At 72.0% G+C, this 26751-nt stretch carries 25 protein-coding genes; 15 read left to right on the top strand and 10 right to left on the bottom strand.

Annotated features, from left to right (window positions below):
- Nucleotides 1-65: 65 nt before the first annotated feature.
- The 3 genes from AC1DUE_RS18290 to AC1DUE_RS18280 all read right to left on the bottom strand — a co-directional run bounded on the left by AC1DUE_RS18290 (nt 66) and on the right by AC1DUE_RS18280 (nt 2634).
- On the bottom strand, nt 66-875 hold the full coding sequence (locus AC1DUE_RS18290; RefSeq protein WP_477040842.1) for an ABC transporter permease: 810 nt from the start codon (nt 873-875) through the stop codon (nt 66-68).
- Nucleotides 872-1867, bottom strand: coding sequence for an ATP-binding cassette domain-containing protein (locus AC1DUE_RS18285; RefSeq protein ID WP_477040841.1), 996 nt, complete (start codon nt 1865-1867; stop codon nt 872-874). The genes AC1DUE_RS18290 and AC1DUE_RS18285 overlap by 4 nt, the downstream gene beginning before the upstream one ends.
- A 65-nt stretch (nt 1868-1932) precedes the next feature.
- Nucleotides 1933-2634, bottom strand: a complete 702-nt coding sequence (locus tag AC1DUE_RS18280; RefSeq protein ID WP_477040840.1) for a PadR family transcriptional regulator — start codon at nt 2632-2634, stop codon at nt 1933-1935.
- 35 nt (nt 2635-2669) lie between these two features.
- On the opposite strand from AC1DUE_RS18280, the gene dxr reads away from it, so the two are divergent.
- Nucleotides 2670-3821: a 1-deoxy-D-xylulose-5-phosphate reductoisomerase gene (dxr, locus tag AC1DUE_RS18275; RefSeq protein WP_477040839.1), complete on the top strand. Its 1152-nt coding sequence runs from the start codon at nt 2670-2672 to the stop codon at nt 3819-3821.
- Nucleotides 3822-3846: 25 nt separating this feature from the next.
- Here the strand turns inward: dxr and AC1DUE_RS18270 are convergent, their stop codons facing one another.
- Genes AC1DUE_RS18270 through AC1DUE_RS18260 form a run of 3 tightly spaced genes read right to left on the bottom strand, consistent with a single transcriptional unit; the run spans nt 3847 to nt 7048 of the window.
- A complete protein-coding gene (locus AC1DUE_RS18270) occupies nt 3847-5244 on the bottom strand; it encodes an NAD(P)/FAD-dependent oxidoreductase (RefSeq protein WP_477040838.1) in 1398 nt (465 codons plus the stop codon).
- Nucleotides 5229-6605, bottom strand: coding sequence for an aspartate aminotransferase family protein (locus AC1DUE_RS18265; RefSeq protein ID WP_477040837.1), 1377 nt, complete (start codon nt 6603-6605; stop codon nt 5229-5231). The genes AC1DUE_RS18270 and AC1DUE_RS18265 overlap by 16 nt, the downstream gene beginning before the upstream one ends.
- Nucleotides 6602-7048 (bottom strand): Lrp/AsnC family transcriptional regulator, encoded by a 447-nt coding sequence (locus AC1DUE_RS18260; protein WP_477040870.1) that lies wholly within the window; start codon nt 7046-7048, stop codon nt 6602-6604. The genes AC1DUE_RS18265 and AC1DUE_RS18260 overlap by 4 nt, the downstream gene beginning before the upstream one ends.
- Nucleotides 7049-7258: 210 nt before the next feature.
- On the opposite strand from AC1DUE_RS18260, the gene AC1DUE_RS18255 reads away from it, so the two are divergent.
- The 6 genes from AC1DUE_RS18255 (at nt 7259) to AC1DUE_RS18230 (ending at nt 14391) form a co-directional block, all read left to right on the top strand.
- Nucleotides 7259-8707, top strand: a complete 1449-nt coding sequence (locus AC1DUE_RS18255; protein ID WP_477040836.1) for a gamma-aminobutyraldehyde dehydrogenase — start codon at nt 7259-7261, stop codon at nt 8705-8707.
- Between the two features lie 147 nt (nt 8708-8854).
- Complete coding sequence (locus AC1DUE_RS18250; protein WP_477040835.1) at nt 8855-10102, top strand: ABC transporter substrate-binding protein; 1248 nt, start codon at nt 8855-8857, stop codon at nt 10100-10102.
- Nucleotides 10099-11289, top strand: coding sequence for an ABC transporter ATP-binding protein (locus AC1DUE_RS18245; protein ID WP_477040834.1), 1191 nt, complete (start codon nt 10099-10101; stop codon nt 11287-11289). Before AC1DUE_RS18250 ends, AC1DUE_RS18245 begins: the two co-directional genes overlap by 4 nt.
- Complete coding sequence (locus AC1DUE_RS18240; protein WP_477040833.1) at nt 11286-12203, top strand: ABC transporter permease; 918 nt, start codon at nt 11286-11288, stop codon at nt 12201-12203. The genes AC1DUE_RS18245 and AC1DUE_RS18240 overlap by 4 nt, the downstream gene beginning before the upstream one ends.
- Nucleotides 12204-12283: 80 nt before the next feature.
- Nucleotides 12284-13069, top strand: coding sequence for an ABC transporter permease (locus AC1DUE_RS18235; RefSeq protein WP_477040869.1), 786 nt, complete (start codon nt 12284-12286; stop codon nt 13067-13069).
- 53 nt (nt 13070-13122) lie between these two features.
- Entirely contained in the window at nt 13123-14391 is a 1269-nt protein-coding gene (locus AC1DUE_RS18230) for a saccharopine dehydrogenase family protein (RefSeq protein ID WP_477040832.1), read from the top strand.
- Here AC1DUE_RS18230 and AC1DUE_RS18225 read toward each other — a convergent pair.
- Nucleotides 14388-15122, bottom strand: a complete 735-nt coding sequence (locus AC1DUE_RS18225) for a class I SAM-dependent methyltransferase (RefSeq protein ID WP_477040831.1) — start codon at nt 15120-15122, stop codon at nt 14388-14390. The two genes, AC1DUE_RS18230 and AC1DUE_RS18225, sit on opposite strands and share 4 nt — an antisense overlap.
- Nucleotides 15123-15163: 41 nt before the next feature.
- Nucleotides 15164-16510, bottom strand: a complete 1347-nt coding sequence (gabT, locus tag AC1DUE_RS18220) for a 4-aminobutyrate--2-oxoglutarate transaminase (protein WP_477040830.1) — start codon at nt 16508-16510, stop codon at nt 15164-15166.
- 239 nt (nt 16511-16749) lie between these two features.
- Here gabT and AC1DUE_RS18215 point away from each other — a divergent pair, with 239 nt between their 5' ends.
- From AC1DUE_RS18215 to AC1DUE_RS18205, 3 genes are all read left to right on the top strand, one after another.
- A complete protein-coding gene (locus AC1DUE_RS18215; protein ID WP_477040829.1) occupies nt 16750-18060 on the top strand; it encodes a M50 family metallopeptidase in 1311 nt (436 codons plus the stop codon).
- Between the two features lie 90 nt (nt 18061-18150).
- Complete coding sequence (ispG, locus tag AC1DUE_RS18210) at nt 18151-19287, top strand: flavodoxin-dependent (E)-4-hydroxy-3-methylbut-2-enyl-diphosphate synthase (RefSeq protein ID WP_477040868.1); 1137 nt, start codon at nt 18151-18153, stop codon at nt 19285-19287.
- Between the two features lie 91 nt (nt 19288-19378).
- The gene (locus AC1DUE_RS18205) at nt 19379-20281 is read left to right on the top strand and encodes a GNAT family N-acetyltransferase (RefSeq protein WP_477040828.1); all 903 of its coding nucleotides are present in this window, start codon (nt 19379-19381) and stop codon (nt 20279-20281) included.
- A gap of 3 nt (nt 20282-20284) precedes the next feature.
- Here AC1DUE_RS18205 and AC1DUE_RS18200 read toward each other — a convergent pair whose 3' ends face one another.
- Entirely contained in the window at nt 20285-21175 is an 891-nt protein-coding gene (locus AC1DUE_RS18200; RefSeq protein WP_477040827.1) for an Fpg/Nei family DNA glycosylase, read from the bottom strand.
- Nucleotides 21176-21231: 56 nt separating this feature from the next.
- On the opposite strand from AC1DUE_RS18200, the gene AC1DUE_RS18195 reads away from it, so the two are divergent.
- A complete protein-coding gene (locus tag AC1DUE_RS18195) occupies nt 21232-23028 on the top strand; it encodes a proline--tRNA ligase (protein WP_477040826.1) in 1797 nt (598 codons plus the stop codon).
- A gap of 97 nt (nt 23029-23125) precedes the next feature.
- Here AC1DUE_RS18195 and AC1DUE_RS18190 read toward each other — a convergent pair whose 3' ends face one another.
- A complete protein-coding gene (locus AC1DUE_RS18190) occupies nt 23126-24190 on the bottom strand; it encodes a DUF4439 domain-containing protein (protein WP_477040825.1) in 1065 nt (354 codons plus the stop codon).
- 132 nt (nt 24191-24322) lie between these two features.
- On the opposite strand from AC1DUE_RS18190, the gene AC1DUE_RS18185 reads away from it, so the two are divergent.
- The 4 genes from AC1DUE_RS18185 to AC1DUE_RS18170 form a co-directional block, all read left to right on the top strand.
- A complete protein-coding gene (locus AC1DUE_RS18185) occupies nt 24323-24904 on the top strand; it encodes a ribosome maturation factor RimP (protein WP_477040824.1) in 582 nt (193 codons plus the stop codon).
- 1 nt (nt 24905) lies between these two features.
- Nucleotides 24906-25934: a transcription termination factor NusA gene (gene nusA, locus AC1DUE_RS18180; protein ID WP_477040823.1), complete on the top strand. Its 1029-nt coding sequence runs from the start codon at nt 24906-24908 to the stop codon at nt 25932-25934.
- Entirely contained in the window at nt 25931-26347 is a 417-nt protein-coding gene (locus AC1DUE_RS18175; RefSeq protein ID WP_477040822.1) for a YlxR family protein, read from the top strand. The genes nusA and AC1DUE_RS18175 overlap by 4 nt, the downstream gene beginning before the upstream one ends.
- Nucleotides 26348-26482: 135 nt before the next feature.
- Nucleotides 26483-26751 (top strand): translation initiation factor IF-2 N-terminal domain-containing protein (locus AC1DUE_RS18170; RefSeq protein ID WP_477040821.1); only part of this gene is annotated, 269 nt, incomplete at its 3' end.

Here is a 26751-nt window from a genome sequence, read left to right as displayed (position 1 = left end):
GCTCAGCCGTCCTCGCGCTTGAAGGTCCGCGCGCCGAACAGCCTCGTCGCGACCCGGGCCGTGGCTCAGCCGTCCTCGCGCTTGAAGGTCCGCGCCCCGAACCACATCCCGAGCGCCGCCAGCGCGATCGTGATCACCACGCCCCAGACCGCCGTCGGGGTGCCGAAGTCGCCGTTGAACTGGGCACGGATGCCCGAGACGACGTGCTTGACGGGGTTGAGGTTCGACAGGGTGTTCAACCACGCGGGGGCGGTGGCGGCCGTGATGGGCAGCAGGATCCCGGACAGCAGCAGCAGCGGCAGGGCGATGCCGTTCATGAGCGGGGCGAGCGCGTCCTCGCTCTTGAGCGTCAGCGCGATCGCGTAGGACGCCGACGCGAACGCGGCCGCGAGCAGGGCGCCGGTCACGATGCCGAGCACGACGCCCCAGAACGGCGCCTCGAGCCCGAACAGGAACGCGACCGAGCACAGGACGACGCCCTGGACGAAGACGACGATGACGTCACGGGTGACGCGGCCGAGCACGAGCGCGGCGCGGGGTGCGGGGCTGACGCGCTCGGCCTCGATCACGCCGTCGCGCCACTCGCCGATGAGGCCGAAGCCGACGAACAGCGCGCCGAACATGCCCAGCTGCACGAGCAGTCCGGGGACGAACATCTGGTAGGAGTTCGTGGCGCCGAGCTGCCCGGCGATCGGCTCCAGCAGGGGACCGAACAGGCAGAGGTAGAGCACGGGCTGCAGGAGACCCATGACCGACCAGACGGGGTTGCGCAGCGAGATGCGCATGGCCCGGCGGAACACGGTGCTCGTGTCCCGCAGGAACGTCGAGCGGCCGGTCTGCTCGTCGAGGATCGCCGGTGCTTCGGTGGTGGTCATGCTGCGGCTCCGTCCGTGGTGTCGGCGCCGTCGGCGCGGCGTTCGCCGTCCCGCAGGGAGCGTCCGGTGAGGGTGAGGAAGACGTCGTCGAGGGTCGGGCGGCGCAGCTCGACGCCGTCGATCTCGACCCCGTCGGCGTCCAGGGCGCGCAGCAGTCCGGCGAGCTGGGTGCGACCCTGCGGGACGCGCACCTCGACGATCGAGCCGTCGACGACGGGTGCCGTGGCGCCGGGCAGCTGCGCGGCGACCGTCGCGATGCGGGCGACGTCCGAGGGCAGGGCGGCGGTGAGGACGATCGCGTCGCCGCTGACCCGCTGCTTGAGCTCCTCGGGGCTGCCCTGGGCGACGATCTGGCCGCTGTCGATCACGAGGATCCGGTCGCACAGCGCGTCGGCCTCGTCGAGGTAGTGCGTGGTGAGGAAGACCGTGCTGCCGCGGGTGTCGCGCAGGCCGCGCACGTGCGTCCAGAGGTTGGCGCGGGCCTGCGGGTCGAGACCGGTGGTCGGCTCGTCGAGGAACACGAGCCGGGGTGTGTGGATCAGCCCGAGCGCGATGTCGAGGCGACGGCGCTGGCCCCCGGACAGGGAGCCGGCCTTGCGGTCCCAGAGCCCGTCGAGCTCGAGCTGACCGAACAGCTCCCGGCCGCGGGCGACCGCGACGGACCGCTCGACGCCGTACAGCAGGGCGTGGTCGACGACCTCCTCGCCGGCGCGGGCCTCGGAGGCGGTGGACCCGGACTGGGCGACGTAGCCGATGCGGCGTCGCACGGTGCCGGGGTCGCGGCGCAGGTCGGCACCGGCGACGGTCGCCTCGCCGCGCGTCGGGCGCAGGAGGGTGGTGAGCATGCGCAGCGTCGTCGTCTTGCCGGCGCCGTTCGGGCCGAGGAAGCCGACGATCTCGCCGGCCTCGACGTCGAGGTCGACGCCGCGCACGGCGTCCACGTCTCCTCGTCGGGTCTTGTAGGTGCGGGCCAGGCCGCGGGCATGGATCATGCGAGGTCTCCTTCGGGTGGAGACCTCAGTATTCAAGATTGACTATTACTCGTCAACCTTGACTATTACGTGTCTTTCAGCAGGCCGAGATCGAGGCCGTGACCCTGCTGCTCGACGAGGAGCACCCCGGGACCCACGCCGGCGAGCCGGGCGGCCTCGACCTGCTCGGGCGTCGGCGTCCAGAGCGGCGGCTCCCCGTCGAACGCGTACGCACCCGACCGCAGGCGCCCGAGGTACTCGTGCGCCCAGGCGATGTCCGCCCGGACGTGCGCCGACAGCAGACGGGGCACCTCGCTCGCCGTGTCGGGGGTGTCCTTGGCGTCGAGGATCGAGTCGATCGACCCCGTCGTCTCGGTCAGGAGGCCCTCGAGCAGGCCGATCCGCGTCTGGATCGCACGGACCACCTCGTCGCGCGGGAGCGCGTAGGCCATGTTCACGGCCGTGAGGAACACCTGCAGGTCCTCGACCTCCAGCAGCCCCGCCCGCACGAGGGCCAGGAACTCCTCGTCGCCCTCGCGCGTGATCACGTAGGTGGTGCGCTGCGGGCGCGTGCCGGCCGGGGTCTCGATCTCGGCCAGCAGCCCGGCGCGGGTGAGCGTCTTGAGCGCGTTGTAGATGGATCCGGGGTGGATCCGGGCCCAGCGCTCGATGTCCCAGCTCACCAGCTCGCGGCGCAGGAAGTAGCCGTGCACGGGCTGGAAGATGCGCACGCAGCCGAGGACGAGCAGGCGCGTGGCGGACCCCTGGGCGGGTACAGGACCGGGCATGCGGCGATCCTGCCACGACCCGCGATGATGGGGGCGTGAGCCAGCGCAGCGTCATCCTCCTCGGGTCCACGGGCTCGATCGGCACCCAGGCCATCGACGTCATCACCCGCAACCCGGACCGGTTCTCGGTGACCGGGCTGAGCGCCGGCGGCGGTGACGTCGGGCTCCTCGCCCGGCAGGCGCGGCAGCTCGGTGCGGCCACGGTCGCGGTTGCCGACGAGACCGCGGGCCCGGCCCTGCGAGACGCGCTCCCCGGCGTCGAGGTGCTCGTCGGGCCGGACGCATCGACCGAGCTCGCCGGCCGCGGCGCCGACGTGGTGCTGAACGGGGTCACCGGCAGCGTCGGCCTCGGCCCGACGCTCGCGGCCCTGCGCGCGGGAAGCACCCTGGCGCTGGCCAACAAGGAGTCGCTGGTCGTGGGCGGCCGGCTCGTCCACGCCGCGCGGCAGCGGCCCGACCAGATCGTCCCGGTCGACTCCGAGCACTCGGCGATCGCCCAGGCCCTGCGCGGAGGCACGCGGCCCGAGGTCCGCCGCCTCGTCCTGACCGCGTCCGGGGGACCGTTCCGTGGCTGGGCTCAGGACGACGTCAAGGCGGTCACGCCGCAGCAGGCCCTCGCGCATCCGACCTGGTCGATGGGGCCGGTGGTGACGATCAACTCGGCGACCCTGATGAACAAGGGGCTCGAGCTCATCGAGGCGCACCTGCTGTTCGACGTGCCGGTCGAGGACATCACCGTCGTCGTGCATCCGCAGTCGGTCGTGCACTCGATGGTCGAGTTCGTCGACGGGTCGACGCTCGCACAGGCGTCGCCGCCCGACATGCGGCTGCCGATCGCGCTGGGGCTGAGCTGGCCCGACCGGGTACCGGACGTCGCGCCGGGCTGCGACTGGACTCGGGCGACCGCCTGGACGTTCGAGCCGCTCGACGAGGAGGTGTTCGGTGCGGTCGCGCTCGCCCGGACCGCCGTGGCGGCATCCCCGACGCACCCGGCGGTCTACAACGCCGCCAACGAGGAGTGCGTGGAGGCGTTCCTGACCGGGCGGATCGGGTTCCTCGACATCGTGAGCACGGTCGAGCGGGTGCTGGGCGAGCACGGCGGGGTCGACGACCTCACGCTCGACGCCGTGCTGGACGCCGAGAGGTGGGCGCGGACGCGCGCCCACGAGCTGCTCGCCCGCGCCTGACCCGGGCGAGTGCCGCAGGAGGCGGTCAGCGGCCGAGCACGCGGCTGAGCACGGACTCGACCCGGCTCGTGTGCCCGGACCGGCGCTCGATGCGGTCGGACCACGCGGCGGCCCGGCGGGCGGCCGTGATCCCGGCCCAGCGCAGCGGCTCCGGCTCCCACCGCGGGGAGCGGTGGCCCACCCAGGGCAGGCGCACCAGGGACGAGTCCGCGCCGGCGACCAGGTCGGCCAGCGTCCGCCCGGCGAGGTTGGTCGTCGCGACGCCGTCCCCGACGTACCCGCCCGCCCAGCCGATGCCGGTCTCCGCGTCGAGGCCGACGGACGGCGACCAGTCGCGCGCGACGCCGAGCGGTCCGCCCCAGCGGTGCGTGACCTCCGCGCGGTCCAGCACGGGGAAGAGCTCGACCAGCTCGCGCCGCAGGTGCTCGGCGGTGGCGTCGACCTGGTCGTAGGACGGCCGGATCGCGGAGTTGAGGTGGTACGGCGCGCCGCGACCGCCGAACGCGAGCCGGTCGTCGGTCGTGCGCTGGCCGTAGACGATGAGGTGCCGGGCGTCGTGGAACGTCTGCGCGCGGTCCAGACCGATCTGCGCCCAGACCTCGGGCGGCAGCGGCTCGGTGGCGATCATGTGCGAGTAGACGGGCGCCAGGTCGCGCTCGGAGCCGGGCAGCTGCGTGGTCCATGCCTCGGTCGCACGGATGACCCAGCGCGCGCGCACCGTGCCGTGGTCGGTGACGACGGCCCGCGGGGAGAGCCGCAGGGCACGCGTGCCCTCGGCCAGCCGGGCGCCGCGGGACAGCAGCACGTCGACGAGGCCGCGGACGAGGCGCAGGGGCTGGATGCGGGCGCAGTCGGGGGTGTAGGAGCCGCCGATGACGCCCTCGGCCCGCACGTGGTCGGCGACCTCGTCGGGGCCCAGCAGGTGGGACTCGTCGCCCCACCGGGAGTCGGCCTCGACCTCGGAGGCGATGCGCTCGAGCTGCGGGCGGTTGCGAGCCAGCGTGACCGTGCCGCCGAACGCGAAGCCGCAGTCGATCTGCTCGGCCGCCGCGACGCCGCCGACCTCGACGACCGTGTCCCGCATCGCCGCGCGCATGTCGGCCGCCGCCTCCCGGCCGTGCCGCCGGGCGAGCTCGTCGGCAGAGACGGGGAAGAGGGCTGAGCACCAGCCGCCGTTGCGACCGCTGGCCCCGAACCCGGCCACCTCGGCCTCGACGATCAGCACGTCGAGCGCCGGGTCGTGCTCGAGCAGGTAGTACGCCGTCCACAGGCCCGTCAGCCCAGCGCCGACGATCACGACGTCGGCCACCTCGTCCCCGTCGAGCGGGTCGCGAGGCACCAGGCTGTCCGGGTCCTCGGCGGCGACCTGGTCGAACCAGAGGGACAGCGGAGCGGGCGCCGCAGCCGTCACAGGCGCGTCCACGCCTCGGTGAGCACCCCGCGCAGGATCTGCTCGATCTCGTCGAACTGCTGCTGCCCGCACGTCAGCGGGGGAGCGAGCTGGATGACGGGGTCGCCGCGGTCGTCGGCCCGGCAGTACAGACCCGCCTCGAACAGGGCGCCTGACAGGAACCCGCGCAGCAGGCGCTCGCTCTCGTCGTCGTCGAACGTCTCCCGGGTGACCTTGTCCTTGACGAGCTCGATCCCGTAGAAGAAGCCCTCGCCGCGCACGTCTCCGACGATCGGCAGGTCGAGCAGCTTCTCCAGGGTCCGCCGGAACGCCGGGGCGCTCTCCTTGACGTGGGTCGTGATGCCCTCGCGCTCGAAGACGTCGAGGTTGGCGTTGGCGACCGCGGCCGAGACCGGGTGCCCGCCGAACGTGTAGCCGTGGGCGAACGATGCGTTGCCCTTGGCGAACGGCTCGTACAGCTTGTCGGAGGCGATCAGGGCGCCGATCGGGGAGTAGCCCGAGGTCATGCCCTTGGCGCAGGTGATCATGTCCGGCACGTAGCCGAAGTCGTCGCACGCGAAGATCGAGCCGATCCGGCCGAACGCGCAGATGACCTCGTCGGAGACCAGCAGCACGTCGTACTCGTCGCAGATCTCGCGCACACGCTCGAAGTACCCGGGCGGTGGCGGGAAGCAGCCGCCGGCGTTCTGGACGGGCTCGAGGAACACGGCGGCGACGGTGTCCGGACCCTCGAACTCGATGGCCTCGCCGATGCGGTCGGCGGCCCATCGGCCGAAGGCCTTGGGGTCGTCGCGCAGGTGCTCGGGCGCGCGGTACTCGTTCGTGTTCGGCACCTTGTGCGCGCCCGGGACGAGCGGCTCGAACTGCGCCTTCAGCGTCGGCAGGCCGGTGATCGACAGGGCCCCGTGCGTGGTGCCGTGGTAGGCGATCGACCGCGAGATCACCTTGTACTTGTTGGGCTTGCCGGTGAGCTTGAAGTAGTTCTTGGCCAGCTTCCAGGCGGTCTCGACGGCCTCGCCGCCACCCGTGGTGAAGAAGACGTGGTTCAGGTCGCCCGGGGCGTAGGCGGCCAGGCGCTCGGCCAGGTCGATCGCCTCGGGGTGCGCGTACGACCACAGCGGGAAGAACGCGAGCTTCTCGGCCTGCACGCGCGCCGCCTCGGCGAGCTCGGTCCGGCCGTGGCCGGCCTGCACCACGAACAGCCCGGAGAGCCCGTCGATGTACTGGCGCCCGGCGTCGTCGTAGATGTGGTGACCCTGGCCGCGCACGATCGTCGGGACGCCGTGCTCCCACGCGCTCTGCCGGGTGAAGTGACCCCAGAGGTGGTCGCGTGCCGCCTGCGAGCGGTCGGCGCCGGAACGGGTGGTGCTCATCTGGTCCCCCAGTTGTAGAGCTGCTTGCGCAGCTTCAGGTACACGAACGTCTCGGTGGTCCGTACGCCGGGGAGCGAGCGGATCTTCTGGTTGAGCACCTCGAGCAAGTGGTCGTCGTCCTCGCACACGACCTCGCACAGCAGGTCGAAGCCGCCGGCCGTCACGACGACGTAGTCGACCTCCTGGAGGTCGGCCAGCGCGTCGGCGACGACGCTGAGGTCGCCCTCGCACTTGAGCCCGATCATCGCCTGGCGCGTGAAGCCGACCTGCAGCGGGTCGGTCACCGCGACGATCTGCATGACGCCGGAGTCGGTCAGTCGCTGGACGCGCTGCCGCACCGCGGCCTCCGACAGGCCGATGGCCTTGCCGATCGTCGCGTACGGCCGCCGGCCGTCCTCCTGGAGCTGCTCGACGATGGCCTTGGAGACGTCGTCGAGCACCATGCCGCCGTTGACCGGTCTGCGATTGCCCACGCGCCGATCGTGGTCGGCGATCGGCCTCGATGCAAGGAATTCGTTGTGACAGGCCGAAAAAACTTCTGATTTCGAGGACTGGGGCTCCTCGATCGGCCGAATGGTCCGTCCTACCCTGCCGCAACGCGCGTCGTCGGCGTACGGTGCGACCACCGACGAATCGCCCGCGAAGGAGTCACCGTGAGCCAGGCCCCCGACCAGACCATCGAGCTGCTGAACGTCGTCGGGGGTGAGCTGCGGCCTGCTGCGGACGGCCGCACGACCTCGGTGGTCGACCCGTCGACGGGCCAGGAGTACGCCCGCGCGCCGCTGAGCGGGGCCGCGGACGTGGACGCCGCCTACGCGTCGGCGTCGCAGGCGTTCACCACCTGGGGTCGCACGACGCCGGCCGAGCGACAGCTGGCGCTGCTGCGGCTCGCGGACGCCGTCGAGGCGCGTGCCGACGAGTTCGTCGCGGTCGAGTCGCGGAACACCGGCAAGCCGCTGCACCTGACCGCGACGGACGAGGTGCCGCCCTGCGTGGACCAGCTGCGCTTCTTCGCGGGCGCCGCGCGCGTGCTCGACGGGCTGAGCGCGGGGGAGTACATGGCCGGCCACACGTCGTGGGTGCGCCGGGAGCCGGTCGGCGTGATCGGGCAGGTCACGCCGTGGAACTACCCGCTCATGATGGCGATCTGGAAGATCGCACCCGCGCTCGCCGCCGGCAACACGGTGGTGCTCAAGCCGTCGGACACGACCCCTGCCTCGAGCCTGCTCCTCGGTCAGGTGGCGGCCGAGGTGCTGCCTCCCGGCGTGCTCAACGTCGTCTGCGGGGACCGCGTCACGGGTCGGGCGCTCGTCTCGCACGCCCGTCCGGACATGGTCGCCATCACGGGGTCGGTGCGCGCGGGCTCGCAGGTCGCCGAGGCCGCGTCGGCCGGGCTCAAGCGCGTCCACCTGGAGCTCGGCGGCAAGGCGCCGGTCATCGTGTTCGCCGACGCCGACCTCGCGGCCGCGGCCGAGGGCATCGCCGGCGCCGGGTACTACAACGCGGGGCAGGACTGCACCGCGGCCACCCGGGTCCTCGTGCACGCCTCCGTGCACGACGACTTCGTCGCCGCTCTCGCCGACGCCGCGCGCGGGCAGAGGACCGGGATGCCCGACGACGCGGACGTCGCGTTCGGTCCGGTGAACAACGCGCTGCAGCTCGAGCGGGTCACGGGCTTCCTGGACCGGCTGCCGGACCACGCCTCGATCGTCGCCGGCGGTCACCGGGTCGGCGACGCGGGCTACTTCGTCGAGGCCACCGTCGTCTCCGGCCTGCGCCAGGACGACGAGGCCGTCCAGGACGAGATCTTCGGGCCGGTCATCACCGTGCAGACGTTCACGGACGAGGACGAGGCGATCGCGCTGGCCAACGGCGTCCGCTACGGCCTCGCGAGCTCGGTCTGGACCTCGAACCACGGCCGCGCGCTGCGGATGTCTCGGGCGCTCGACTTCGGCGTCGTGTGGATCAACACGCACATCCCGTTCGTGGCCGAGATGCCGCACGGAGGCTTCAAACAGTCCGGCTACGGCAAGGACCTGTCGATGTACGGGTTCGAGGACTACACCCGGATCAAGCACGTGATGTCCGCGTTTGATGTGTAAGTCCACTGATCCGACGGGTGGATGCTTCAGGCGTGCAACATTTTCGTTGCGGTCGGGTGCTTTCGCAACGAATTCCTTGCTGGACGCCCGTCCGCTTGCGATGATCCGTCGGACCGTGTTCGTGTCACTGCCGTACCGAGGAGCCCCATGAGCGACCAGCGCCGTCGACCTGTACCGACCGACCCGCGCGTCCGGGCTCTCATCGCCCAGGCGACACGTCGGAGCCGTGAACGGTCGACGGACCTGTCGCGGCGTTCGTTCCTGCTCGGTGCGGCCGGCACGGCCGGCGCCGCAGCGCTGCTCGCAGCGTGCGGCACGGGTGGTTCGGCGTCCCCGACGGCGCAGGCCGCGAAGGATGACTCGGCGAGCGAGAAGCTCGTCCGGTGGGCCAACTGGACCCAGTACCTGGACCAGAACGACGACGCCACCGAGTACCCGACGCTCACGTCGTTCGAGTCCAAGACCGGCATCACGGTCGACTACGCCGAGGACATCGAGGACAACGACTCGTTCTACGGCAAGGTCAACGGCCAGCTGAAGAACGGCCAGGACATCGGCTACGACATCGTCACGCTCACCGACTGGATGGCCGCGCGGATGATCCGCCTCGGCTACACCCAGGAGCTCGACAAGGCAGCCATGCCGAACTCGGCGAACATCCTGCCGAACCTGGCGAACGTCGACTTCGACCCGGGTCGCATGCACTCGTTGACCTGGCAGTCGGGCTTCGCCGGGCTGGCCTGGGACAAGGAGAAGGTGCCCGGCGGCGTGCACTCGATCGAGGACCTGTGGAAGCCGGAGCTCGCCGGGCGCGTCGAGGTGCTCTCCGAGATGCGCGACACCATGGGCCTGATCATGTTCAGCCAGGGCGTCGACCCTGCCGGCGAGTGGACCGACGACGACTTCTACGCCGCGCTCGACGTCCTCAAGCAGAAGATCGACTCGGGCCACATCCGCAAGGTGCTCGGCAACTCCTACACGCAGGACCTCGCCTCGGGCGACGCGATCGCCGTCATCGGCTGGTCGGGCGACATCACGTCGCTCAACTATGAGTCGGACGACCGCTTCGAGTTCGCGATCCCGGAGGCCGGCGGCACGCTCTGGAGCGACAACATGATGGTGCCGATCGGCTCGCCGGCCCGCAGCAACGCCGAGACGCTCATGAACTACTACTACGACCCGGAGGTCGCCGCGCAGGTGGCCGCGTGGGTCAACTACATCACCCCGGTCGAGGGCGCCCAGCAGGCCATGCTCGAGCTCGACCCCGACCTCGCGACCAACCCGATGATCTTCCCGACGCCCGACATCCTGTCCAAGGTCAGCGTCTTCCGGACGCTCGAGCCGGCCGAGGAGGCGCGCTACAACGGCGAGTTCCTCACCGTGATCGGCGCATGACGAGCACGACAGGGGCCTCGGACGCCGTGACGGTGTCCGTCGAGGACGCCACCGACTCGGGCGCCGCGCTGGAGATCACCGGCGTCACCAAGGCGTTCGGCGACTTCGTGGCGGTCGACGACCTGAGCCTGACCGTGCCGTCCGGCTCGTTCTTCGCGCTGCTCGGCCCGTCGGGCTGCGGCAAGACGACGACCCTGCGGATGGTCGCCGGCCTCGAGCAGCCGACCACCGGGACGATCGCCATCGGCGGCAAGGACGTGACCGGGACGCGCGCCCACCAGCGGCCGGTCAACACCGTCTTCCAGAGCTACGCGCTGTTCCCGCACCTGACCGTGGGGGAGAACGTCGCGTTCGGCCTGCGCCGGACCGGCAAGAGCGAGATCGCCCGTCGGGTCGCCGAGGGTCTGGACCTGGTCGAGCTCGCCCACCTGGCGGACCGCAAGCCGGCCCAGCTCTCGGGCGGGCAGCAGCAGCGCGTGGCCCTGGCCCGCGCCCTGGTCAACCGGCCGTCCGTGCTCCTCCTCGACGAGCCGCTCGGCGCGCTCGACCTCAAGCTGCGCCGCCAGATGCAGCTGGAGCTCAAGCGGATCCAGACCGAGGTGGGACTGACGTTCATCCACGTCACGCACGACCAGGAGGAGGCCATGACGATGGCCGACACCGTCGCCGTGATGAACCACGGGCGCATCGAGCAGATGGGCACGCCCGCCGAGCTGTACGAGCTCCCGCGCACGGCGTTCGTCGCCAACTTCCTGGGCCAGTCGAACCTCGTGCCGGGCACGGTGGTCGAGAAGGTCACGACGACCCAGCTGCTGGCGGTCGACGTCGCCGGGAACCGGATCCTGGTGCCCGAGGGCCGGTCCGTGCGGTCGAGCGGTGGTGTCCTGGTCGGTGTCCGGCCCGAGAAGCTGCGGATCCTCGTCGGCGACCAGGAGCCGTCGGCCACGGAGAACGTGCTCGGCCCCGGGACGGTCACGGACGTGTCGTTCATGGGCGTCAGCACGCAGTACCAGGTGACGGTCCCGGGCCTCGGCACGTTCGGCGTGTTCGCGCAGAACCTGCTCGGTGGCTCGACGGTCGCGCCCGGTGCCGAGGTCCGCCTCGCCTGGTCGGCCGACTTCACGTTCGCGCTGGACGGCGCCGACGCTCCCGACGAGGGAACGGTCGACCTGGACGACGACCTGTGAGCATCACCGCGGCGCTCGCCGAGTCGGGCCCGCCCGAGGCGGCGCCCCGTCCGCGCAAGTCCTCGCGTGCGCACTGGATCCTGCTCGGCCCCGGCCTGATCTACCTGCTCCTGCTGTTCGTCGTGCCCGTCGGCGCGCTGCTCGCGACGTCCCTGTACGTGCCGGTGCCCGGTGGCGACATCGGGCAGTACCAGCCGGCGCTGCACTGGCAGAACTACACCGAGGCGATCGCCCAGTTCTGGCCGGTGATCCTGCGCTCGTTCTGGTTCGCCCTGGTGGCCACGGTGGCGACCCTCGTCATCGGCTACCCGATGGCCTACGCGATCGCCATCCGCGCCCGCGGACGCAAGCTCCTGCAGGGCATGCTGCTCGTCCTGGTCGTCGCGCCGTTCTTCACCAGCTTCATCCTGCGCACGATCGCGTGGAAGCAGATCCTCGCCGACGACTCGTTCGTGGTCAGCGCCCTGCACTGGCTGAACCTGCTGCCCGAGGACGCTCGCCTCACCGCGACGCCCTTCGCGGTCGTCTGCGGTCTGACGTACAACTTCCTGCCCTTCATGGTGCTGCCGATCTTCGCGGGGCTCGAACGCCTGGACGCCCGGATGCTCGAGGCGGGCGCCGACCTGTACGCGTCGCCGATCACCACGTTCCGCAAGGTGACCTGGCCGCTGTCCCTGCCCGGGGTCGTCGCCGGGACCCTGCTGACGTTCATCCCGGCGGTGGGCGACTACGTCAACGCGGCGCTGCTCGGCAACAACACGAACACGACCATGATCGGGCAGGTCATCGACGCCCGGTTCTTCAAGGTCCTGGACTACCCGACGGCCGCCGCGCTGTCCGTCGTCCTGATGGCCGCGATCATGCTCATGGTGTCGCTGTACATCAAGCGCGCGGGGACCGAGGAGCTCCTGTGACCGCGACGGCGACGAGGCCCACGGATGCGCCGACCACGAGCCGGACCCCGACCGTGCGCCGCAAGCCCGTCCGGCGACGGATCGGCGACTCGATCATCCCGATCTTCGCGATCCTCGGCTTCGTGTTCCTGCTGGTGCCGGTCGCGTACACGGTCGTCTTCTCGTTCAACGACGCCGGCAAGACGAACCTCGTCTGGCGCGGGTTCACGCTGGACAACTGGCAGAACCCGTGCGGCGCGCCGCAGGTGTGCGAGGCGTTCGGCAACTCGCTGAAGGTCGGCGTGCTGGCCACGGTCATCGCGACGATCCTCGGCACGCTCGTGGCCATCGGGCTGGTCCGGTTCCAGTTCCGTGGGCGCTCGGCCACCAACCTGCTGATCTTCCTGCCGATGTCGACGCCCGAGGTCGTGCTCGGCGCGGCGCTCCTGGCGCAGTTCCTGTCGGTGCGGGTGCCGCTCGGCTTCAGCACCGTGGTCGCGTCGCACGTGCTGTTCTGCATCAGCTTCGTCGTCGTCACGGTCAAGGCCCGCGTCTCGAGCCTCGACCCGGCGATCGAGGAGGCCGCGGCGGACCTGTACGCGTCCCCTCTGCAGGCGTTCTGGCGCGTCACGTTCCCGCTCCTGCTGCCCGGGATCGCCGCCGCCGCGCTGCTCGCGTTCAGCCTGAGCTTCGACGACTTCATCGTCACGAACTTCACGTCCGGCTCGTTCGAGACGTTCCCCAAGTTCGTGTACATCTCGGCCACGCGCGGCATCCCGCCCCAGGCCAACGTCATCAGCTCGTTCATGTTCGTGCTGGCCCTGGCGATCGTCGTGATCGTCCAGCTGGTCGGCTACGCCCGGGGCCGACGCCTCTCCCGTCGATGACAGCAACCATGAATGACGAACGGGTGCGACGCGCCCGGTGAGAGGTGGACCTCGTGCGGATCCTGGTGGTCGGTAGCGGAGGGGTGGGCGACGCGGTCGCCCGGATCGCGGCCCGGCGGCCGTTCTTCGAGCAGCTCGTGGTCGCGGACGTGGAACTCGGCCGCGCGGAGCGCACGGTCGCCGCGGCGAGCGAGCACGACGTCGTCGGCGGCCGGTTCGTCGCAGCGGTCGTGGACGCCTCGAGCCCGGCCGCGGTCGAGGCCCTCGTGCGCGAGTGCGGCGCGACGCACGTGCTGAACGCGGTGGACCCCCGGTTCGTCATGCCGATCTTCGAGGGCGTGCGCGCGGCCGGCGCGGACTACCTCGACATGGCGATGTCGCTGTCCCACCCGCACCCGGACCGCCCCCACGAGCTGCCCGGCGTGAAGCTCGGCGACGAGCAGTTCGCGGCCTCCGGCGACTGGGAGTCCGCCGGTCGCCTCGCCCTCGTCGGCATCGGCGTGGAGCCCGGGCTGTCCGACGTGTTCGCGCGGTACGCGGCGGACCACCTGTTCGAGTCGATCGACGAGCTCGGCGTGCGCGACGGCGCCAACCTCGTCGTGCTCGGCGACGACGGCGAGCCGATCTTCGCGCCGTCGTTCTCGATCTGGACGACGATCGAGGAGTGCCTCAACCCGCCGGTGATCTGGTCCGCGGACCGCGCCGAGGCGGGCTCCGGGCTCGAGGACGGCTGGTACACGACCGCGCCGTTCCACGAGCCCGAGGTGTTCCGGTTCCCCGACCCGATCGGCGACGTGGAGTGCGTGCACGTCGAGCACGAGGAGGTCCTGCTCATGCCGCGCTGGGTGTCCGCGCGGAAGGTGACGTTCAAGTACGGGCTCGGTGAGGAGTTCATCGGGGTGCTGCGGACGCTGCACACGCTGGGCCTGGACCGCACGGAGCCGGTCCTCGTGCGCGGGGTGCCGGTCAGCCCTCGTGACGTCGTCGCCGCGTCCCTGCCGGACCCGGCGACGATCGGCCCCCGGATGACCGGCTCGACGTGCGCCGGACTGCTCGTCACGGGCACTGGAAAGGACGGCAACCCCCGCGAGGTCTACCTGCACCACGTCGTGGACAACGCCTGGTCGATGGCCGAGTACGGCGCCCAGTGCGTCGTGTGGCAGACAGCCGTCAACCCGGTCGTCGCGCTCGAGCTGCTGGCCGCGGGCGTGTGGTCGGGGTCGGGGGTGCTCGGCCCGGAGGCGTTCGACGCGGTGCCGTTCCTGGACCTGCTCGCCGGACCGTACGACTCGCCCTGGGGCCTGCAGGAGCGGACCCCCTAGGTCGCGCGGCGGTAGACCGACACGTGTGACGACGAGTCCGCGGTGAACGGTGCGCCCGCCCAGTCGGCCTCGCGGCTCTCGAGCTCGAGGCCGGCCAGCTGTGCCATGAGGTCGAGCTCCGCGGGCCAGACGTACCGGTGCGGACTGCGGGACAGTCGGGCCGCCGTGCCGTCCTCGTCGTACCGGACGTGGTGCGAGACCACCTGCTGGTGCAGCACGTCGTAGGTGTCCAGGCCCAGGTAGCCGGGCTCCACCGCCCAGACCGTGGCGCTGCGCCCGGGCGGCAGGGCGCGCAGCTCGGGGACCCAGAGCTCGACGACGAACCGGCCGCCGGGCGTCAGGTGACGGGCTGCGTTGCGGAAGCACGCGACCTGCTCGGCCTGGGTGAGCAGGTTCGAGATCGTGTTGTAGACGAGGTAGACGAGGCTGAACGCGCCCGGTGCCGTGGCCGTCGCCATGTCGCCGACGACCACCGGGATCGTCGCCTCGTCGGCCTTCGTGCGCAGCCGGCCCAGCATGGGCTCGGACAGCTCGATGCCGGTGACCGGCACTCCGCGCTCGGCGAGCGGGACGGCGACGCGTCCCGTGCCGATCGCGAGCTCGAGTGCCCGGCCGCCGCCGGCCAGCTCTACCAGCCGTTCGACCGTGGGACCGAGCACCTCGGGGGCGAACATGCCGATCCCCGGGGTGTCGTAGAGCTGCGCGGTCTCGTCGTCCCAGATCTGACCCATGTTCCGACCGTGGCAGCCTCGCCCGGCGGAGGTCGACCGATTTACAGGGCGTGCAGCGCGTCCTCCAGGACGCCCAGCGCGTCGTCGAGCAGCTCGTCGCCGATGACCAGCGGAGGAAGCAGCCGCAGCACGTTGCCCCAGGTGCCGCAGGTGAGCACGAGGACGCCCTGGGCGGCGCAGGCCGCGGCGACCTTCTGCGCCGCCGCCTTGTCGGGGTCGAGCGTCCCGGGCACGACGAGCTCGATCGCGAGCATCGCGCCCCGACCACGGATCTCGGCGACCGCGCCGACGTCGGCCAGGTTGGCGGTCAGGCGGGGCACGACCCTGGCCTCGATCGCCCGCGCCGCCCCGGCCAGGTCGGTCCGCTCGTACAGGTCGATGCTGGCCAGCGCGGCCGCGCACGCGACCGGGTTGCCGCCGAACGTCCCGCCCAGGCCGCCGGCGTGCACGGCGTCGAGCAGCTCCGCGCGGCCGGTCACCGCACCGAGCGGCAGCCCGCCCGCGATGCCCTTGGCCAGCGCGATCAGGTCCGGCACCACGTCCTCGTGGTCGCACGCGAACATCGCGCCGGTGCGGGCGAAGCCGGTCTGCACCTCGTCGGCGACGAACACGATCCCGTTGTCCCGCGCCCAGGCGGCGAGCGTCGAGAGGAAACCGGGCGCCGGGACGACGAAGCCTCCCTCGCCCAGGATCGGCTCGACGACGATCGCCGCCACCTGGTCGGCCCCGACCTGGCGCTCGGCGACGCCGATCGCGCGTCGGGCGGCCTCCTCGCCGGTCATCCCCTCGGGGTCGCGCAGCGGGTAGGACGCGGGGACGCGGTACACCTCGCCCGCGAACGGTCCGAAGCCCGTCTTGTAGGGCATGGCACGGGCGGTCATCGCCATCGTGAGGTTGGTGCGGCCGTGGTACGCGTGGTCGAGCACCAGCACCGCGTCGCGGCCCGTGGCGCGGCGGGCGATCTTCACGGCGTTCTCGACGGCCTCGGCGCCGGAGTTGACCAGCACCGACCTCTTGGCGTGGTCGCCGGGCGTGAGCCGCGCGAGGGCCTCGCACACCGCGACGTACTCCTCGTACGGGCTGATCATGAAGCAGGTGTGCGTGAAGTCGAGCGCCTGCGCGCCGACCGCGGCGGACACCTCGGGCGCGCTGGCGCCGACGGACGTCACGGCGATCCCGGAACCGAGGTCGACGAACACGTTCCCGTCCACGTCCTCGATGACCGCACCCGACGCCCGCGCGACGTACACCGGGAGAGTCGACGACACGCCGGCGGCGACGGCGGCCGCGCGTCGTGCGCCGAGCGCGACGGAGTTCGGGCCGGGGACGGCGGTCCGCAGCGACCGACGCTGCTCGAGAACGGTGAGGTGCGCGGAATCAGTGGCCATGCTCGGACGCTAGTGCCGATCTCGAGCGCGGGAAAGGTCCGCCACGACGAATTCCGCGACAGGACCGCCGTGGACAAGAGCGTCCGAGCATTCGCGCAGGTCGTCCGGATTTCGACCCGCCGAACGAGTGAGCCCAGCGGGCGTCCAGCGACTTCCCAGGGTTGCGGGGGAGGATGTGCGCGCGGGGGCTCGGGGTCCACGCTGGGGTGGGGCGGCGCGTCCCCTGACGGAGGGTCCTGATGGAGTACCTGATCGGCTTGCTCATCTTCATCGTCGTGCTGCTCGGCTCGATCGCGCTGCACGAGGTGGGGCACATGGTGCCCGCCAAGCGCTTCGGCGTGCGGGTGAGCCAGTACATGGTCGGGTTCGGCCCCACGCTGTGGTCCCGCACCAAGGGCGAGACCGAGTACGGCTTCAAGGCGATCCCGCTGGGCGGCTACGTGCGCCTGGTCGGCATGTACCCGCCCGCCGACGCCGTCGGGAACCCACCGGCGCGCACCTGGGTCGGTCGCCTCGCCAGCGACGCCCGGCAGGCCAGCGCCGACGAGATCCACCCCGGCGAGGACAGCCGCGCGTTCTACCGGCTCTCGACGCCCAAGAAGCTGGTCGTCATGCTCGGCGGCCCCGTCATGAACCTCGTCATCGCGTTCTTCCTCATGGCGATCGTGTTCGTCGGGATCGGGCTGCCCGGTCCGACGACCACGGTCAACACCGTCAGCGCGTGCGTGATCCCCGCCGACGCCCCCGCGACCCGCGAGTGCACGTCGAGCGACCCGGCGGCCCCGGGCGCCGAGGCGGGCCTGCTGCCCGGCGACACCGTGGTCGTCTACGACGGCACCGCCGTCGAGTCGTGGGACCAGCTCTCCGGGCTGATCCGCGCCACCGGCGACGTGGCCGTCCCGGTGACGGTCGAGCGCGACGGCACCACGGTCGAGCTGTCGGTCACGCCGGTCGTGGCCGAGCGCCCCGTCTACGACGAGAACGACGCCCCGGTGCTGAACGCGGACGGCACCCCGAAGACGACCTCGGTCGGCTACATCGGCATCGGGCCGAAGGAGGCGACGCAGCGCGAGTCGATCTGGGCGATGCCCGGCCGGGTCGCCACCATGACCGGTCAGACGGCGTCGGTCGTCGCGACCCTGCCGGCCAAGGTCGGCGACCTCTGGGACTCGACCGTGAACGGCACGCCGCGCGACACGACGAGCGTGGTCGGCGTCGTCGGCATCGGCCGGTTCGCCGGGGAGATCGCCTCGGAGAACGACATCGACTGGGGCCTGAAGCTCGCGGGGCTGCTGCTGATGCTCGCGAGCCTGAACATCGCGCTCTTCGTCTTCAACCTCATCCCGCTCCCGCCGCTCGACGGCGGTCACGTGGCAGCGGCCCTGTGGGAGGGCGGTCGCCGGCAGGTGGCCAAGCTCCGTGGCCTGCCCCGCCCGGGGCCCTTCGACAGCGCCAAGCTCGTGCCGATCGCCTACAGCGTCTTCATCCTGCTCGGCGGCGTGGGGCTGCTCCTCGTGTATGCCGACCTCGTCAACCCCGTGCAGATCTGAGGGTGATGTCGTGCACGCCACGTCCTGCGAGCCGGCAGGCGGCGGCACGGGTGCGATGATGGCGACGTGAGCATCCCGATCAGCCTCGGCATGCCGGAGGCGCCCGTTCCCGTCCTGGCACCTCGGCGTCCCACCCGCAAGATCCGCGTCGGCAAGGTCGAGGTCGGCGGTGACGCGCCTGTGAGCGTCCAGTCGATGTGCACGACCCCGACCACCGACATCAACGCGACCCTGCAGCAGATCGCCGCGCTGACCGCGGCCGGCTGCGACATCGTGCGGGTGGCGGTGCCGACCCAGGACGACGCCGAGGCCCTGCCCGCCATCGCCCGCAAGTCGCAGATCCCGGTGATCGCGGACATCCACTTCCAGCCGAAGTACGTGTTCGCCGCGATCGACGCCGGCTGCGCGGCCGTCCGCGTCAACCCGGGCAACATCCGCAAGTTCGACGACCAGGTCAAGGAGATCGCCCGCGCGGCGACCGACGCCGGCGTCTCGATCCGCATCGGCGTGAACGCCGGTTCCCTCGACCCGCGCCTGCTGGCCAAGTACGGCAAGGCCACGCCCGAGGCGCTCGTCGAGTCGGCGGTCTGGGAGGCGTCCCTGTTCGAGGAGCACGGCTTCCACGACTTCAAGATCTCCGTGAAGCACAACGACCCCGTGATCATGGTCCGGGCGTACGAGCTGCTCTCCGAGCGCGGCGACTGGCCCCTGCACCTCGGCGTCACCGAGGCCGGGCCGGCGTTCCAGGGCACGATCAAGTCCGCGACCGCGTTCGGCGCGCTGCTGAGCAAGGGCATCGGCGACACCATCCGCGTGTCCCTGTCCGCGCCGCCGGTCGAGGAGGTCAAGGTCGGCATCCAGATCCTGCAGTCGCTCAACCTGCGGCCCCGCAAGCTCGAGATCGTCTCCTGCCCGTCCTGCGGGCGGGCCCAGGTGGACGTCTACACGCTCGCCGAGCGGGTCACGGCCGGTCTCGAGGGCATGGAGGTCCCGCTGCGGGTCGCCGTCATGGGCTGCGTCGTCAACGGGCCCGGCGAGGCGCGCGAGGCGGACCTCGGCGTCGCGTCCGGCAACGGCAAGGGACAGATCTTCGTCCGGGGCGAGGTCATCAAGACCGTCCCCGAGGCGCTGATCGTCGAGACATTGATCGAGGAGGCCATGCGGCTCGCCGAGTCGATGGACCCGGTCGAGTCGGGCGAGGGTGCTCCCGTCGTCACCGTGGGCTGAGCGAGCGAATCCGCACGTCGACCACCGGAATTCATCACATCGACGCACTCAAGATGGGGTGAATCGGGCCTCGGTGGTGCAAGATCGGCTCATGGTGCAACGCCGCGCTGCTCTGCTCGACAACCGAGCCGGAGGTCGGGTCCTGTCGGACATCGACCTCGAGAGCGCGCTGGCCGTGTGTGCACGAGATGCCGTCGGCTCCGTTCTCGCGACCGCCCGGTTGGAACAGGCCGTCGGACGCGGTCTGCGTGCGGCAGGTGGCAGCCTCTGGGGATACGAGCAGGACGACGAGCTGGTCGCGATCTGCTTCGCGGGAGCGAACATGGTCCCCGTCGTCCCCGTCGACGACTCGCGCACGGTCGCCCGTGCGCTCGACGCGTTCGCCGGGCTCGCCCGCCTGCAGGGACGGCGCTGCTCGTCCATCGTCGGTCCGGCCGACGCCGTGCTCGGCATGTGGAGCCGGCTGCGGCAGTTCTGGCCCGCGGCGCGCGAGGTCCGCGACGACCAGCCGTCCATGGTGATCGAGCACGCCCCTCTGGTGACCGCCGACCCGACCGTGCGCCGCTCGGTCCCCGAGGAGTTCGACATCGTCCTTCCGGCCTGCGTCCGGATGTTCACCGAAGAGGTCGGCTACTCGCCCGTCAGCGGGCCAGGCGGCCCGTACGAGACGCGCGTGCGCAACCTCATGGCGCAGGGCCGCTCGTTCGTGCGCGTGGACCGGTCGTCCGTCCGCCCGCGCGGGGACGTGGTGTTCAAGGCTGAGCTCGGCGCGGTAGCCGGCGGGGTCGCCCAGGTGCAGGGCGTGTGGGTGACGCCCGACCGCCGCGGTGAGCGGCTCTCCGAGTCGGGCATGGCCGCGGTCGTGCAGACCACGCGCTCCGAGGTCGCACCGCTCGTCTCGCTCTACGTCAACAACTACAACGTGCGCGCGCTGGCCGCCTACAGGGCCGTCGGCTTCCGCCAGGTCGGCACGTACGCGACCGTCCTGTTCTAGCGGCTACCGCAGCAGGCGCGACATCCGGCGGTCCGCGAGCGGCTTGCCGCCCGTCTGGCACGTGGGGCAGTACTGCAGCGCGGAGTCGGCGAACGACACCTCGTGCACGGTGTCCCCGCACGGGACCCCGTCCCAGCCCGGGCACGGCTCGCCCGCGCGACCGTGGACGCGCATCCCTTGGCGCTTGGCGTCCTTGAGCTCGGTCGCGGGCTTGCCCGACGCGGCGGCGACAGCCTCGGTGAGCACGTCCTGGATGGCCCGGTAGAGGGTGGCCGTCTTCGCGTCGTCGAACGACTTCGTCATGGCGAACGGGCTCATCCGGGCCACGAGCAGGATCTCGTCCGAGTAGGCGTTGCCGATGCCGGCGATGGTGCCCTGGTCGCGCAGCAGGCCCTTGACCTGCTGGTTGCGTGCCGCGAGAAGCTCCGCCAGGCGGTCCTGGGTGAACTCCTGCGACAGCGGCTCCACGCCGAGCGTCGCGATCTGGGGGACGTCGGTCGGCTCCTCGACGACGTGCACCGCGAGCCGTTTGCGCGTGCCGGCCTCGGTGAGGTCGAAGCCCGCGCCGTCGTCGAACCGGACCCGCAGGGCGATGGGGGACTTGCCCGGCCGGACGGGCCGCTCGGACAGGGCCTCCGACCAGCGCACCCACCCCGCTCGGGACAGGTGCCAGACCAGGTGCAGCGGCTCGCCGGTGGACGTCGCGACCATGAGGTCGAGCCACTTGCCGTGGCGCTGGACGTCGACGACGACCCCGCCCCTGAGCGCGTCGGGCGGCGGCTTGAACGTCTTGAGCGCGCTGATGGCGCCGATCTCCACGGACGTCACGGTGTGGTCGACCGTGCGCCCGCGCAGGAACTGCGCGAGCGCCTCGACCTCGGGCAGCTCCGGCACGCTGCCCATGCTCTCGCATGAACGGGCGGTGCGTGGGAGCAACTAGGCTCCCGGTCATGCTTCTGCGCCTCTCCACGCTCTTCTTCCGCACGCTGCGCGAGGACCCGGCCGACGCCGAGGTCGCCAGCCACCGGCTCCTCGTGCGCGCTGGGTACATCCGTCGCGCCGCCCCCGGCATCTACACCTGGCTCCCGCTCGGCCTGCGCGTGCTCGCCAAGGTCGAGGCCGTGGTCCGCGAGGAGATGACCGCGGCCGGGGCGCAGGAGGTGCACTTCCCGGCGCTGCTGCCCAAGGAGCCGTACGAGGCTTCGGGCCGCTGGACCGAGTACGGCCCGAACATCTTCCGCCTCAAGGACCGCAAGGGCGGTGACTACCTGCTCGCGCCCACGCACGAGGAGATGTTCACGCTGCTGGTCAAGGACCTGTACTCGTCGTACAAGGACCTGCCGCTCGCGCTCTTCCAGATCCAGACGAAGTACCGCGACGAGGCCCGGCCGCGCGCCGGGCTGATCCGCGGGCGCGAGTTCATCATGAAGGACGCCTACTCGTTCGACGTCGACGACGCGGGCCTGGAGGCGTCCTACCAGTCGCAGCGTGCGGCCTACCAGCGCATCTTCGACCGGCTCGGGCTCGAGTACGTGATCGTGGCTGCGACGTCGGGCGCGATGGGTGGCTCGCGGTCGGAGGAGTTCCTCACGCCGACGGCGATCGGTGAGGACACGTTCGTGCGCTCCGCGGGCGGCTACGCGGCGAACGTCGAGGCCGTCACCACGGTCGTGCCGGACGCGATCCCGTTCGACGACGCGCCCGCGGCCCACGTCGAGGACACGCCGGACACGCCCACGATCGACTCGCTGGTCGCCGTCGCCAACGAGCGCTTCGCGCGCCCCGACCGGGCCTGGACCGCGGCCGACACGCTCAAGAACGTCGTGCTGGCTCTCGTCCAGCCCACCGGCGAGCGCGAGCTGCTGGTCGTCGGCCTGCCCGGCGACCGGGACGTGGACCTCAAGCGCCTCGAGGCCGCCGTGGCCCCGGCCGAGGTCGAGGCCGCCGGAGATGCTGACTTCGCCGCCCACCGCGAGCTCGTCCGCGGGTACATCGGACCCGGGGCGATGGGACCGAACGTGCCCGTCGCCGACGGGGTCGAGCGCACCGCCGTGCGCTACCTGCTCGACCCGCGCGTGGTGCCCGGCACCCGGTGGATCACCGGCGCGAACCAGCCTGGCCGGCACGTGTTCGACCTCGTCGCCGGTCGCGACTTCATCGCCGACGGCACCGTCGAGGCCGCCGAGGTGCGTGCGGGCGACCTCGCGCCGGACGGCTCGGGACCGCTCGAGCTGGCTCGCGGCATCGAGATCGGCCACATCTTCGCGCTCGGCCGCAAGTACGCCGAGGCGCTCGGGCTGACCGTGCTGGACCAGAACGGCAAGGCCCAGGTCGTCACGATGGGGTCCTACGGCATCGGCGTCACGCGGGTGCTCGCCGCGCTCGCAGAGGCCAACAACGACGAGCGCGGCCTGGCCTGGCCCGCCCACGTGGCACCGGCGCACGTGACCGTCGTGGCCACCGGCAAGGACGCGGCCGTCTTCCAGGCCGCCGAGGCGCTGGCCACCGAGCTGTCGTCGCGCGGCATCGAGGTCATCTACGACGACCGTCCGGGCCGCGTGTCGCCCGGCGTGAAGTTCGCCGACGCCGAGCTCCTGGGCGTCCCGCTCGTCGTCGTCGTCGGCCGCGGGCTGGCCGAGGGCGTCGTCGAGGTCCGCCCGCGCACCGGCGGCACCGCCGAGCAGGTCCCGGTCGACCGGGCCGTCGACCACGTGGCCGCCCTCGTCGACACCCTGCTCAACGGCTGACACGTCACGACGTCCGCACTCGCGTGGCCTACCGCGCCCACGAGTGCGGACGTCGTCGACGGGGAAAGGCTGGCGTCCGAGCTCGGACGTGCCCGGGTCAGCCGACGGGTTGGGTGACCTGCTCGGGGAGGCCAGGGAAAGCGACCGGGGTCGCGCCCCAGGTCGCCGCTGCGCCGGTCGCGGCACGCAGACCGTCGACGAGCGCCAGACGGTCGCCGGCCGGAGCGGCGGCCACCGCGTTCGCGTAGGCGTCCGCGACGGCGGTCTGCAGGGTGCGGGCCAGGGCCACCGCGACAGCGGGGTCGTCGAGGCCCACGGGCAGGGTGTACGAGGCTCGGCGAGGGTCCTGCGTCGTGCCGTCGCTGCCCGACTCGCGCGCCCAGCGCTCCGCGTCGGCACGGTTGGCGGACGCGGCCGCGCGGGCGGCGGCGCGCTGGTCGCCCGAGAGCTTCGCGGCGATGACCTCGAAGCCGAATCCGGCCTGGTCGTGGGCGAGCGCCAGCGCGTCGAGGTCAGGGCGCGGCACCGTGCTCGGGGTCGGCTCGGGCAGGGGTGCCTGAGCGGAGGCGGTGCTGGTCTCGTCCGCGGACGGGGCCGAGGCGTCGACCGCCGGGGGATCCACGGGCGGCACGGGCAGCCCCGCGGCGGCCGCGAGCCTGGTCGTCAGCTCGGACCGCGACGTCGCGATCGAGGCGACGAGCCGGGCCAGGTCGCCGTCGTCGACCGTGTCCGCGTCAGTCAGCGACGTGGTCGTCGCCGTGGCCAGCTCGGCCAGCAGCGTCGCGACGTCCAGCACCGGGGGCGCCGTGGTCGTCGACGGCGAGGCGCTCGGCTCCGGCAGGCCGGAGTCGTACGTGCCGCCGGCCTGCTGGGCGTGCTGGTCCGAGAACGACGCGAGGTCCGCGAGCACGCCCGCGAGCGGCTCCGCGGCCGTCGCGCCGAGCGCCCGGGCGTCCGCGGCCAGGGTCAGGGAGTCGGCGACCGTGCGGGCGCGGACCTGCTCGATCGCGTCCGGGGTGGGCTCGACGGGAGGCGGCGTCTCGGTCCGCAGGCCGCAGGCGGCCACCAGCGCCAGGGTCAGAAGTGTGGCGAGCGCGACACCGAACCGGCGGGCGCGGGAGGCGACTTCCGGGTGCTGGTGCGGGCGCGACAGGGGAGGCATCGCCGGTGATCCTGCCATGCGTCCGACCCGCGGCGGTCGGGCACGCCCGGACTCGTTAGGCTGGACCCCACAACATCACAGGGTCGATCCGTTGCCTCGGCACTGACCCGCTGGAGCGATAAGGAGGCTGCCGTGGCCGCGCCATCGCACCCAGCACATGCCGAGAAGGTCCGGGCGGTCGTCGAGCCCGCCGTCGGGTCGGTGGGTCTGCTCCTGGAGGACGTCACGGTGCGCCGCTCCGCCGGGCGGTCCGTCGTCGAGGTCGTGATCGACGTGACCGAGGACGACGAGGGCGGCCTGGACCTCGAACGCATCGCCGACGCGACGCGCGCGGTCTCGGACGCCCTGGACTCCGCCGACACGATCGACGGCGAGTACACGCTCGAGGTGATGAGCCCGGGAGTCTCCCGGCCGCTCACCGAGCGCCGACACTTCACGCACGCCGTCGGTCACACGGTGGTGGTGCACCGGCACGACGGCGGCACCCTGAGCGGGCGGCTGACCGCGGTCGAGCGGACCGGGGCCGACGACGGCACCATCGTCGTCGTGCCGGTGACGCCCGGCCTCAAGGGGCGCAAGCCGGTGGTCGGGGAGCCCGTGCAGGTTCCCCTGTCCGAGGTGCGCGCCGCGCACGTCGAGGTGGACCTGACAGGGGTCGGGCCCGTGGACGACGACGAGGCCGGCAGCGACGCCGACGCCGGACAGGAGAGCTGAGATGGACATCGACATGCAGACGCTGAGGATGCTCGAGCGCGAGCGCGAGATCAGCCTCGACGTGCTGGTCTCCGCGATCGAGCAGGCGCTCCTCTCGGCGTACCACCGCACGCCCGGCGCGCACACGCGGGCCCGCGTCGAGGTGGACCGCAAGAGCGGTCACGTGACCGTCTGGGCGCGCGAGGAGGCCCCGCCGCAGGACGACGAGGGCCCCACGTTCGCGCACCACGACGAGCCCGAGTTCGACCACACGCCTGACGGGTTCGGCCGCATCGCTACAGCGACCGCCCGGCAGGTCATCGTCCAGCGCCTGCGGGACGCCGAGGACGACCAGGTGCTCGGCGCGTTCCGCGGCAAGGAGGGCGAGGTGCTCGGCGGGGTCATCCAGCAGGGCCGCGACCCGCGCACCGTGCTCGTCGACGTCGGCGGCACGGAGGCCGTCCTGCCGGCGCACGAGCAGGTGCCGGGGGAGGAGTACGTGCACGGCGACCGCATCCGCGGCTACGTGCTCGAGGTGGCCCGCGGCCCGCGCGGACCCCAGGTGACCCTGTCGCGCACGCACCCGAACCTCGTGCGCAAGCTGTTCGAGCTGGAGGTCCCCGAGGTGGCCGACGGCACCGTCGAGATCACCGCGATGGCGCGCGAGGCCGGTCACCGCACCAAGATGGCCGTCCGCGCGACCGTGCCCGGCGTCAACGCCAAGGGCGCGTGCATCGGCCCGATGGGCGGCCGCGTCCGGGCCGTCATGGCCGAGCTGCACGGCGAGAAGATCGACATCGTCGACCATGCGGACGACCCGGCCGAGATGATCGCGCACGCGCTGTCGCCCGCGCGGGTGCTGTCGGTGACCGTCGTCGACCCCGAGGCGCGGGCCGCGCGCGTCGTCGTGCCGGACTACCAGCTCTCGCTCGCGATCGGCAAGGAGGGCCAGAACGCCCGCCTCGCCGCGAAGCTGACGGGCTGGCGGATCGACATCCGCTCCGACGCCGAGGTCCCGGGCGACCTGCAGGGCGCGAGCACCGGTGAATGACGTCACGATTGACGCGTCCAGTGGTACGGCGCGGTAGACTTGCTGCGGCTGGGCCGGATGTCCGGCTCCTCCCGTCGAGCCGGCGGACCCCACAGACAGCGAAAGCGGTCTCTGGCATGGGTCCGGTCCGGACCTGCGTGGGGTGCCGAGCCACCGGCCCGAGGTCAGCCCTGCTGAGGGTGGTCGTCGCCACGGATGCCGCGGGATCTCCCGCGCTCGCTGTGGACGAGGGTCGCCGGATGCCGGGCAGGGGGGCGTGGCTGCACCCCGATCTTGGATGTCTCGAGACCGCCGAACGCCGACGTGCACTCGGGCGGGCACTGCGCAACGCAGGCCTGCTCGACGTGACCGCCGTGCGCCGGCACCTCGAGGAGCAGGAGAAGAACGGCGTCGGGCAGATCCCGGCGTCGTAGGCCGATCGTCGATGAGGGAAGCGGGTCTGGAAGCCGATGGCTACCCGATGAGAACGCTCCGATGAGTACCCAGCGATGAGTACCCAGAACTAACGACGGTCCGACCCTGTCCGGGCGGACCGAGACAGGAGAGATGTGGCCAAGGTCCGCGTCTACGAGCTCGCCAAAGAGCTCGGGGTCGACAGCAAGACCATCATGACCAAGCTGAACACCATGGGTGAGTTCGTCCGGTCGGCATCGTCGACCATCGAGCCCCCGGTCGTTCGCAAGCTGCGCGACGAGTACCCCGCAGGCAGTGCGGGAACGTCAGCGCCGGCAGCAGCAGCACCCAAGGCACCCGCGCGCCCCGCGCCGGCGCCTGCCCCCGCTCCGGCCGCCGCGCCCGTCGTCGAGGCCCCGCGCCC

The sequence above is a fragment of the Cellulomonas sp. P4_A2 genome, from assembly GCF_056402515.1.
The sequence above is the reverse complement of the archived record's forward strand: the minus strand, read 5'-3'. Positions and strand labels throughout refer to the sequence as shown.

What these genes read in the sequence shown, in the direction of transcription:
- AC1DUE_RS18290 (WP_477040842.1), bottom strand. Translation starts at nt 875, where the DNA reads ATGACCACCACCGAAGCACCGGCGATCCTCGACGAGCAGACCGGCCGC.
- AC1DUE_RS18285 (WP_477040841.1), bottom strand. Translation starts at nt 1,867, where the DNA reads ATGATCCATGCCCGCGGCCTGGCCCGCACCTACAAGACCCGACGAGGA.
- AC1DUE_RS18280 (WP_477040840.1), bottom strand. Translation starts at nt 2,634, where the DNA reads ATGCCCGGTCCTGTACCCGCCCAGGGGTCCGCCACGCGCCTGCTCGTC.
- AC1DUE_RS18265 (WP_477040837.1), bottom strand. Translation starts at nt 6,605, where the DNA reads ATGAGCACCACCCGTTCCGGCGCCGACCGCTCGCAGGCGGCACGCGAC.
- AC1DUE_RS18260 (WP_477040870.1), bottom strand. Translation starts at nt 7,048, where the DNA reads ATGGTGCTCGACGACGTCTCCAAGGCCATCGTCGAGCAGCTCCAGGAG.
- AC1DUE_RS18250 (WP_477040835.1), top strand. Translation starts at nt 8,855, where the DNA reads ATGAGCGACCAGCGCCGTCGACCTGTACCGACCGACCCGCGCGTCCGG.
- AC1DUE_RS18245 (WP_477040834.1), top strand. Translation starts at nt 10,099, where the DNA reads ATGACGAGCACGACAGGGGCCTCGGACGCCGTGACGGTGTCCGTCGAG.
- AC1DUE_RS18225 (WP_477040831.1), bottom strand. Translation starts at nt 15,122, where the DNA reads ATGGGTCAGATCTGGGACGACGAGACCGCGCAGCTCTACGACACCCCG.
- gabT (WP_477040830.1), bottom strand. Translation starts at nt 16,510, where the DNA reads ATGGCCACTGATTCCGCGCACCTCACCGTTCTCGAGCAGCGTCGGTCG.
- AC1DUE_RS18215 (WP_477040829.1), top strand. Translation starts at nt 16,750, where the DNA reads ATGGAGTACCTGATCGGCTTGCTCATCTTCATCGTCGTGCTGCTCGGC.
- ispG (WP_477040868.1), top strand. Translation starts at nt 18,151, where the DNA reads ATGCCGGAGGCGCCCGTTCCCGTCCTGGCACCTCGGCGTCCCACCCGC.
- AC1DUE_RS18205 (WP_477040828.1), top strand. Translation starts at nt 19,379, where the DNA reads ATGGTGCAACGCCGCGCTGCTCTGCTCGACAACCGAGCCGGAGGTCGG.
- AC1DUE_RS18195 (WP_477040826.1), top strand. Translation starts at nt 21,232, where the DNA reads ATGCTTCTGCGCCTCTCCACGCTCTTCTTCCGCACGCTGCGCGAGGAC.
- AC1DUE_RS18190 (WP_477040825.1), bottom strand. Translation starts at nt 24,190, where the DNA reads ATGCCTCCCCTGTCGCGCCCGCACCAGCACCCGGAAGTCGCCTCCCGC.
- nusA (WP_477040823.1), top strand. Translation starts at nt 24,906, where the DNA reads ATGGACATCGACATGCAGACGCTGAGGATGCTCGAGCGCGAGCGCGAG.
- AC1DUE_RS18175 (WP_477040822.1), top strand. Translation starts at nt 25,931, where the DNA reads ATGACGTCACGATTGACGCGTCCAGTGGTACGGCGCGGTAGACTTGCT.